This window comes from Actinomadura sp. KC345, from assembly GCF_004348515.1.
In the GTDB taxonomy this organism is placed as follows: Bacteria; Actinomycetota; Actinomycetes; order Streptosporangiales; family Streptosporangiaceae; genus Spirillospora.
Window position 1 is genome coordinate 1 of the sequence record NZ_SMKH01000333.1, and the last position, 8,018, is coordinate 8,018.

An 8,018-nucleotide genomic window follows, 5' to 3' on the forward strand; every position below is an offset into this window, starting at 1 on the left:
GGGAAGCGTAAGACCAGCATCTGACCGGCTGGAATGTCTGATGCAAGCTCGGCCAGGTAGGGACGCGAGGTGTCATACAGCACCAGGTTCCCGGCGTCGAAATCGGCGCTCCGGCCGTCTTGTGCCATCACGCCGCGACCGCGCACGATGCAGCTCAGCTTGAACACTCCGGGATCGGTCTGGCGGATGAGCCTGGGCGTACGGTGGATCGCGTATGGCGTGGTGGTCATCAACGCCGCCTGCACGGGACCGTCTTCGCTGATACCGATCCGAGCCCGAAACCGGCTCTCCAAGTGCGGCTCGCAGCGTGAATCGTAAGGAACCCACGTTTTCGAAGTCACCTCGCGCCAGAACGCGAACCGTTCTTTCGCCGGAACATCGGCGGTACTGATCACATCCATGTCCCCACCACAGTGTCGGAAGCCGCGATCGCCATCCTCGGCAAACGCTTCCGCCGCCGTCTTCCCCCGCTCGGGGTATAGGCCCATACCTCAGGGGGAGTAGCTGCTTGGTTCGGGCCGCCGCCACCTGTCGACAGACCCCGTGGGCGGCGCCCGAGTCCGTCGGCGTGCCCAAAGTGCACGCTGACTACAAGCCCGTGCACTCACGTGAAAGACGCACCTTCGCCACAGCTTGCACTCTGGTGCAGAAGAGCAAGGGGAAGCGAGAGCCGCACCCCTGACCATGAAGGAGTCGACATGGGATCGACGCGACACCGCGTCACACGGGCGACCATGGTGGGCGCCATCGCCACCGGAATCCTCGTTGCCGCCGGTCCGGTGGCGCAGGCCGCACCGGTACTGAAAGACCCACCGTGCAACCGCGGCGAGGTGTGCCTGTACCGCAGCAACCAGCTGCTGACCAAGATTCCGCCGGTCAGGCCGGGGGAGTGCAAGAGCGTAAACCGCTCCTACGACTACATACGGAACCTTTCCGACGTCTCGCAAAGAGCGTGGTCCGGCAACTACTGCGAAGGAGCCTCCACCCTGGTCATTCCGGGCCAGAGCACTTACGTCAACTTCAAATGGAGCGTTGGTGGATGGCCGTAAAGCCGGACTGCGGAAGGAGGCCCTGCGCAGCGCCGAACGGGACACCCCTGCCGGGGACCGGCCCACCCCGGCGACCCCTTCTCGAACACGAGCGATATCGGAGAAACATCAGATGAGACTCCCGAGTGCGGCCCGAACAGTTCTCCTGCTCACCACGGGAATCACCCTGGCCATGACAACGGCCCCCGCGACCGCGGCACCCACTGGCGGTTCTGCAGCCTCAGCCGCGCCGATACCCGCGTCCTGCGATTGGGGGCGTGTCTGCGTTTACAACGATCCCGGTTTCAAGGGAGGGGGTACGACAGTTCCCACGGTCCCCTCAGGAAGATGCACCGGCTATTCCTCTGCCGACTGGCAGTCCGCAAGAAACACCACCAACAATTACGTCCGGCTCTGGGACAATAGTAACTGTACGGGCGCAAACAAACTACTGGGGCCCGGATACAGCGTGTCCGACCTCGGCTTCGGCGCCGCCGGCGTCGGCGGTCTCTGACCGCCCCGAGAGATTCCGGGAACGTGAGGTGGAGCCCGGGTGGAGTCCTGCATTCTGTGACCCGCACCCGGGCTCAGCGGTCGCCGGGCCAATTCGCCCTGGCCCATCACCACGCCGCCCAAGGCACCACCGCATCCGGTAGACGGAACGCCCGGCAGCTGCAGCGACAACCGCAACCCGCCCGCGGCGGAGCCCGGTCGATTGACCGGTGGCGGTCACCGCTGACCTGCCCGGACGGGCCGGAACTGTCGCCGGCCGTCGATAGCCTGTCGCGGAACGGCGAAAAGGGCGGTGCGATGAGGCCGACGCTGGCGGCCGACGAGGTTCGGCGGAATCTGACGCAGTACCTCACGACGACGTTCGCGCTGGCGGACGAGCAGGTCCGCGACGGGCTGGAACGCTTCCTCAACCATCGCGAGCAGGGCATCTTCCGCGGCCCCTACCTGCGCATCCGCACGCCGTTCCGCATGGAGGGCGATGGGTGGCGGGACCTGCTCCAGTGGGCGCCGGCCGGGTTCGTCCCGTACCGCCACCAGGCCGCCGCGTTCCGGCGGCTCGCAACGTTCAATCACAAGGCAGAGCCGACGCTGATCACCACGGGGACCGGCTCCGGCAAGACCGAGTCCTTCCTCGTCCCGGTGCTCGACCACTGCCGCAGGGCACGCGCCCAAGGAAAAGCAGGGGTGAAGGCCGTCCTCCTGTACCCGATGAACGCCCTCGCCACCGACCAGGCCCAGCGGCTCAACGACTACCTCCAGCAACCCGGCCTGGGCGACGTCACGGCGGGCCTCTACATCGGTGACACCCCCGAGACCGGCTACTCTCGCGTCCACACGCAGCGGGCGGAGATCCGGCGGTCGCGGCCCGACATCCTCATCACCAACTACAAGATGCTCGACCTCCTCCTCCAGCGCGCCGACGACCTCCGGCTCTGGGAGGACGCCGACCTCGCCTACGTCGTCGTCGACGAGTTCCACACCTACGACGGCGCTCAGGGCACCGACGTGGCGATGCTGCTCCGCCGCCTCGCGGCCGCGATCGGGCACAGCGAGCCGGGCAGGCCGCTCGGCAGGATCTGCCCGGTCGCGACGAGCGCGACGCTGGGGGAGAGCGGGGACGGGGCCGAGATCCGGCGGGTCGCCGAGGCGGTGTTCGGTACTCCATTCGCCCCTGACTCGGTGATCGGGGAAGACCGGCAGAGCACCGACGAGTTCATCGAAGAGGCCGGGATCGACTACACGCTCCCCCTTCCCGACCCGCAGGAACTCGCGTCCATCCCCGACCCGCACGGCGACGGCGGCGCCATGGCGCAGATCATGCAGGCCGTCACCGGGCGCGACTCGCTCACCCCGCAGGAACTCGGCACGGTCTTGCGGCAGCACATCCTCACCAGCGCCGTACTCGAAGTCCTGGACGGGAGACCGCACACCCTCGGGGAGATCCTCGAACTCCTCCCGCGCAAGGGCGCCTACAGTTGGGGCACGGCGGTCCGGCTATCACCCGTCCAGGCCGCAGTGGCGCTCGCACGGTTCGTCGCCCTCCTCTCCGAAGCGCGGGACCCGGACGACGCCGATCGTCCCTTCCTCCACGTCGAAACGCATCTGTGGGTGCGGTCGGTGACGCGGCTGCTGCGCGCGGTCGGTCCCCGGCCGGGATTCGGCTGGTACGGGGAGGCCGCTCCGATCGACGCGGAGACCACGGCCACCGGCGGTGGCAGAGAGATGTTGCCCGCCGTCTACTGCCGCCACTGCGGACGGTCCGGATGGGCGGCGATCTCCCCGGAACGCGACCCGCACGACCTGGTCACCGACCCGGCCCGCATCTACCGGTCCGGCATCTCGGAGAAACGCCTCGTCCGGCCGCTGATCACCGCGACGCGGCGCGAGGTGGAGGCGCAGGCGGCGGGGGAGCAGGGCGGTCCGAACGTCTTCGTCCTGGCGGCGAACGGGCAGCACGTCCGGCCGCTCGACCCCGGGAAAGACCTGGAGAACTCCGCCAGGGCCGACTTCCGGGACGTGTTCGTCCTCACCGACCTCTCCCACGACAGGGAGAGCAACCGGGACGCCGAGCACGACCGCTGCCCCGCCTGCGGGATGGAGCAGGGCACCCGTTTCCTCGGCTCCGGCCTTGCGGCGCTCGCGTCCGTCGCGGTGACGGAACTGTTCACCGGCGGCCAGCTCGAGAAGCAGGAACGCAAGACCCTCCTGTTCAACGACTCGGTGCAGGACGCCGCGCACCGCGCCGGGTTCGTCGCGAACCGGTCCTTCGGGTTCTCGCTCCGCCTCCTCCTCGCGTCCCAGCTGGACGACGCCGACGGGCCGAAGCCGCTGCACGAGCTGATCTCCGACACGGTCAAGGAGGCCAGCGTCCCCGAGTACCTCCCCTCGGTGGTGCCGCCCGACCTGCACGACCGCGACGACGTGGACGCGCTCCTCGCCGGCGAATCCGAAGGGTCCGCGCGGACCTGGACGCTGATCGGGGAGCGGCTCGCGTTCGCGTCCGTCCTGGAGTTCGGGCTCCGCTCCCGGCAGGGCCGCACGCTCGAACTCACCCGGACCGTCGCCGCCGAGGTCGCCGTCGACGACATCGACCGCATCGCCGACCTCGCCCGCGACCTCCAGCTCGCCGGACCGGCCGCGCTCACCGGCCTCCCCGGCCACGACACCTACGTCGCCTACGTGCGCGGCCTGCTCGAACGCATGCGGATGCGCGGCGCCATCAAGCACCACTGGCTCGACGCGTGGATCGACGGCGCCGGAACCAAGCGGTACATGACCATCTGGGGCAAGCGACCCGACGGGATGCCCGCGTTCCCGCGCGGGCTGTCCGCGCCGCGCTTCGTGCTGGGCGCGCCGAAGAACCGCAGCGAGTTCGACGGGATCACCGGCCGGCACAGCTGGCTCCAGGACTGGACGGCCCGCTGCCTCGGCATCGAGCACGGCGCGTCCGGCCACTACCTGTCGAGGCTGCTGAACGTCCTCACCGACGAGGACGTCATCGCGCGCCGCATCGCCGGGGACGGCGCCACACCCGTCTTCGGACTGCGGCCCGGCCACGTCCGGGTCCGCAAGCTCGACGACGACCAGGTCGAGGGCGCCGGCGTGTACTGCCCGGTCTGCAACTGGCAGCAGACCGTCCACCCCGAACGCATGGGGGAATGGGCCGGAGCGCACTGCCCGCGCTACCGCTGCACCGGACGCCTCGACACCGACACCCGCCGCAGCGACCTGTACGAGAACGACTACTACCGCCGCCTCTACCGCAGCGCCCGCCCGTTCAGCGTCATCACCGCCGAGCACACCGGCGCGCTCACCCGGCCGCAACGCGAGGACGTCGAGCAGAAGTTCCGCGACGGCACCCGCTACAGCGACCCGAACGTCCTCGCGTGCACGCCGACGCTGGAACTCGGCATCGACATCGGCGACCTGTCCGCCGTCGTCCTCGCGTCGCTTCCGCGTTCCCCGGCCAACTACGTCCAGCGGGCGGGACGGGCCGGACGCAAGACCGGCAACGCCTTCCTCCTCACGCTCATCGGGCGGAACCCGCGCGACCGGTACTACCTGACCGACCCCACCGACATGATCGCGGGCGACATCGTCCCGCCCGGCTGCTACCTGTCCGCCGTCGAGATCCTGCAGCGCCAGTACGTCGCGCACCTCGCCGACCTCGCCGCCCGCGAACGCTTCGACGGGCTGCCGCCGATGCCGCGGCTCGCGTCCGCGCTGTTCGGCGAGACCGGATGGCTGGCCGCGTTCCAGGACGCCGTCCTCGCCCAGGGCGACGCCCTTGCCGAGGAGTTCCTCGCCCTGTTCGCCCAGGGCGACCCCGAGACCGGCGTCACCGAGGAGGCCGCCCGGCAACTCCGCGACTTCGCCGCCGCCGGGCTGAAGGAGGCCATCGCCGCCGCGGCCCGCGTCTGGGACGAGCGGCTCGCCGACCTGCGCGCCCGCCTGGAGGTCATCGACGCCGCGGTCGCCGCGATGATCGACTCCGACCAGCAGCAGCGGAACCGCCGGGGCGAACTGCGCGCCGAACGCCGCGCCGTCCAGGCGCGCATCGGCGAGATCGGACGCGGCGACGCCCACGGCACCCTCGTCGAACTCGGGCTCCTGCCCAACTACTCGCTCATCGACACCGCCACCGCGCTGGAAGCCACCCTCACCTGGGAAGAGCGCGTCGGCGACGAGACCGGCGAGGCCCCCGCGCCCGCCGACCGGCACCCTGGTGATCCGAACCGGACCGACCGGGCCCGCGGCGACCGGCGCTTCCACAGCGAACTCCGCGAATACGAGCGGTCCGCGTCCCTCGCCCTCACCGAACTCGCCCCCGGAAACCACTTCTACATCCGCGGCTACCGGCACGAGGTCACCGGACTCGACATCGGCAGCCCGCAGCGCCCCGCCTACCGGCAGTGGCGCGTCTGCCAGGAATGCGGCTACATCCGCACCACCGCCGCCGCCGAGGACCACAGTCCCTGCCCGCGCTGCGGCAACGAGCGCATCGGCGACAGCAGCGGCCTGCACACCGTCCTCATCCCCACCCGCGTCACCGCCCACGACGTACGCGACGACGCCCGCATCCGCGACGACCACGACGACCGGCAGCGCCGCTACTACGAGACCGCCGTCGCCGTCGACATCCCCCGCGACGAAGTCGCTCCCGGTGCCTGGCGGCACGCCAGGCGGGTGTTCGGCGTCGACTTCACCCGCCGCGCCGTCATCCGCCGGTTCAACCTCGGGTCGCTGCGCATGGACCGTCCCGCCGGCGACCCGTTCGCCGGGGACCTGCGTCGACTCAACCCCTTCTACGTGTGCCGGACGTGCGGCGGCGCCACCGCCGACGGCCCGCCCGACCGGGACGCGCGGCTCACCGGCACCAGCTCCGGGTACGACACGTCCCGCAGCCACCACCGCCCCTGGTGCCCGCAGCGGCGCGGCGGCGACGTCGAGCACGAACCCCTCATCACCGCGCACGAGCTGCGGACAGAGGCGCTGCGGATCCTCGTCCCCGTCGCCACCACGATGATCCCCGAGCGGACCGTCACGTTCCAGGCCGCGCTGATGGCCGGGATCGCCCGCAAGTACGGCGGCGACCCCGCCCACCTGCGGATCGTCACCGCCACCATGCCCGACCACCTGCACCACAGCGGGCACCGGCGGCGCTTCCTCGTCCTGCACGACACGCTGCCCGGCGGCACCGGCTACCTGCACCGCATGTCCACCGAGGCGGGCTTCCGCGAAGTCCTGCAAGAGGCGTACGAGGTCGTGTTCAACTGCCCGTGCGCCAACGAGGAGGGCGGCAGGGCCGCCTGCCACCGCTGCCTGCTGTCCCATGTCCGGGGCGAGGAGTACGACAAGGCCGACCGCGGCCTCGCCGTCGAGATGCTCGCCGAACTCCTGGACGAGTGGGCGACCGCGTCCGTCGCCAGCACCGACGACATCTCCCTCGTCAACCAGGTCGAGAGCGAACTGGAGGCCCGGTTCCTCGACGCGCTGATGCGGTGGGCGCGCAGGCCCGGCAGCGGACGCGCCATCAGCGACGGCCCCCGGCTCAACGACCGCCGCACCGCCGACCTGCGCATCACGTCCGGGGACGACGTCGTCCACTGGCAGGTCATCCTGCAGAACACCATCAAGGAGACCCGGCCCGACGTCTACTTCAAACGGCTCGACGGGGCGCCCTTGGAAGTCGCCGTCTACCTCGACGGCTACAACTACCACGCCGCTCCGCACGCCAACCGGCTCGCCGGCGACGCCGCCAAACGCGCCCGGCTCCGCGCCCACGGCCGCGTCGTCTTCCAGATCACCTGGGACGACGTCGAACACTGGGAGAGCGGCCTGTTCCCCGAAGCGCCCGCCTGGATCCCGTACGAGGGAATCGCGCAGGGACGGGCGCGCGAGGGCTACCTCCACGGCGGCGGCGACCCGGCCGAGCTCGCGGACCTGATCTGGGCCAACCCGATCCAGACGCTGCTGGCGTTCCTGTCCGACCCCGACGGCGACCGCTGGCGGCGCCGCGCCGAAGCGGCCGTGACCGGCCTCGTGATGCCCGGAGCCGAAACCCGGCGTGCCGCACCCGAGGGGATCGGCGACCTGCTGACCGCCGCCGTCCGCGGCGACGCCCTGCCCACGCCGCCGCCCGGCGACCTGATCCTCGCCCGCACCGAGGACGCCGCCGGTTGCCCCCTCACCGTCGTCGCCGACGCCCGCACCCGCGCCTGGACCGCCCTGGCCGTCATCGACGACCGGGACGGCAGCATCACCGCCGACGAGGACGCCCACCGGCGCCGCTGGCACGCCTGGCTGTACTGGGGCAACCTCCTCCAGTTCCTCTCGTACGGGGAAGGCGACGGCGTCCAGCTCGCCTGCACCGAGCTCGCGGCGTTCGACCCCGCCGCGCTCGCCGTCACCGGCGGCGCCGGCCTGCTGCCGACGCTCAGCCTCCTGCCGTTCGACACCGGCGACCTGCCGCCCGGC

Annotated in this window: 2 protein-coding genes and 1 pseudogene; 2 read left to right on the forward strand and 1 reads right to left on the reverse strand. The window is 70.9% G+C overall.

What is annotated here, in order from left to right; translation table 11 throughout:
- Window positions 1-401: pseudogene (locus E1281_RS34220) on the reverse strand (hypothetical protein); the annotation flags it as partial.
- 297 nt (window positions 402-698) lie between these two features.
- Here E1281_RS34220 and E1281_RS34225 point away from each other — a divergent pair.
- Both E1281_RS34225 and E1281_RS34235 read left to right on the forward strand, forming a co-directional pair.
- Window positions 699-1,049, forward strand: coding sequence for a hypothetical protein (locus E1281_RS34225; RefSeq protein ID WP_131883860.1), 351 nt, complete (start codon window positions 699-701; stop codon window positions 1,047-1,049).
- Between the two features lie 789 nt (window positions 1,050-1,838).
- Window positions 1,839-8,018, forward strand: a 6,180-nt coding sequence (locus E1281_RS34235; protein ID WP_243717697.1) for a DEAD/DEAH box helicase, incomplete at its 3' end; no start/stop codon positions are given.

Excerpts from the sequence above, each read along its gene's own strand:
- E1281_RS34225 (WP_131883860.1), top strand. The coding sequence starts at position 699 with ATGGGATCGACGCGACACCGCGTCACACGGGCGACCATGGTGGGCGCC.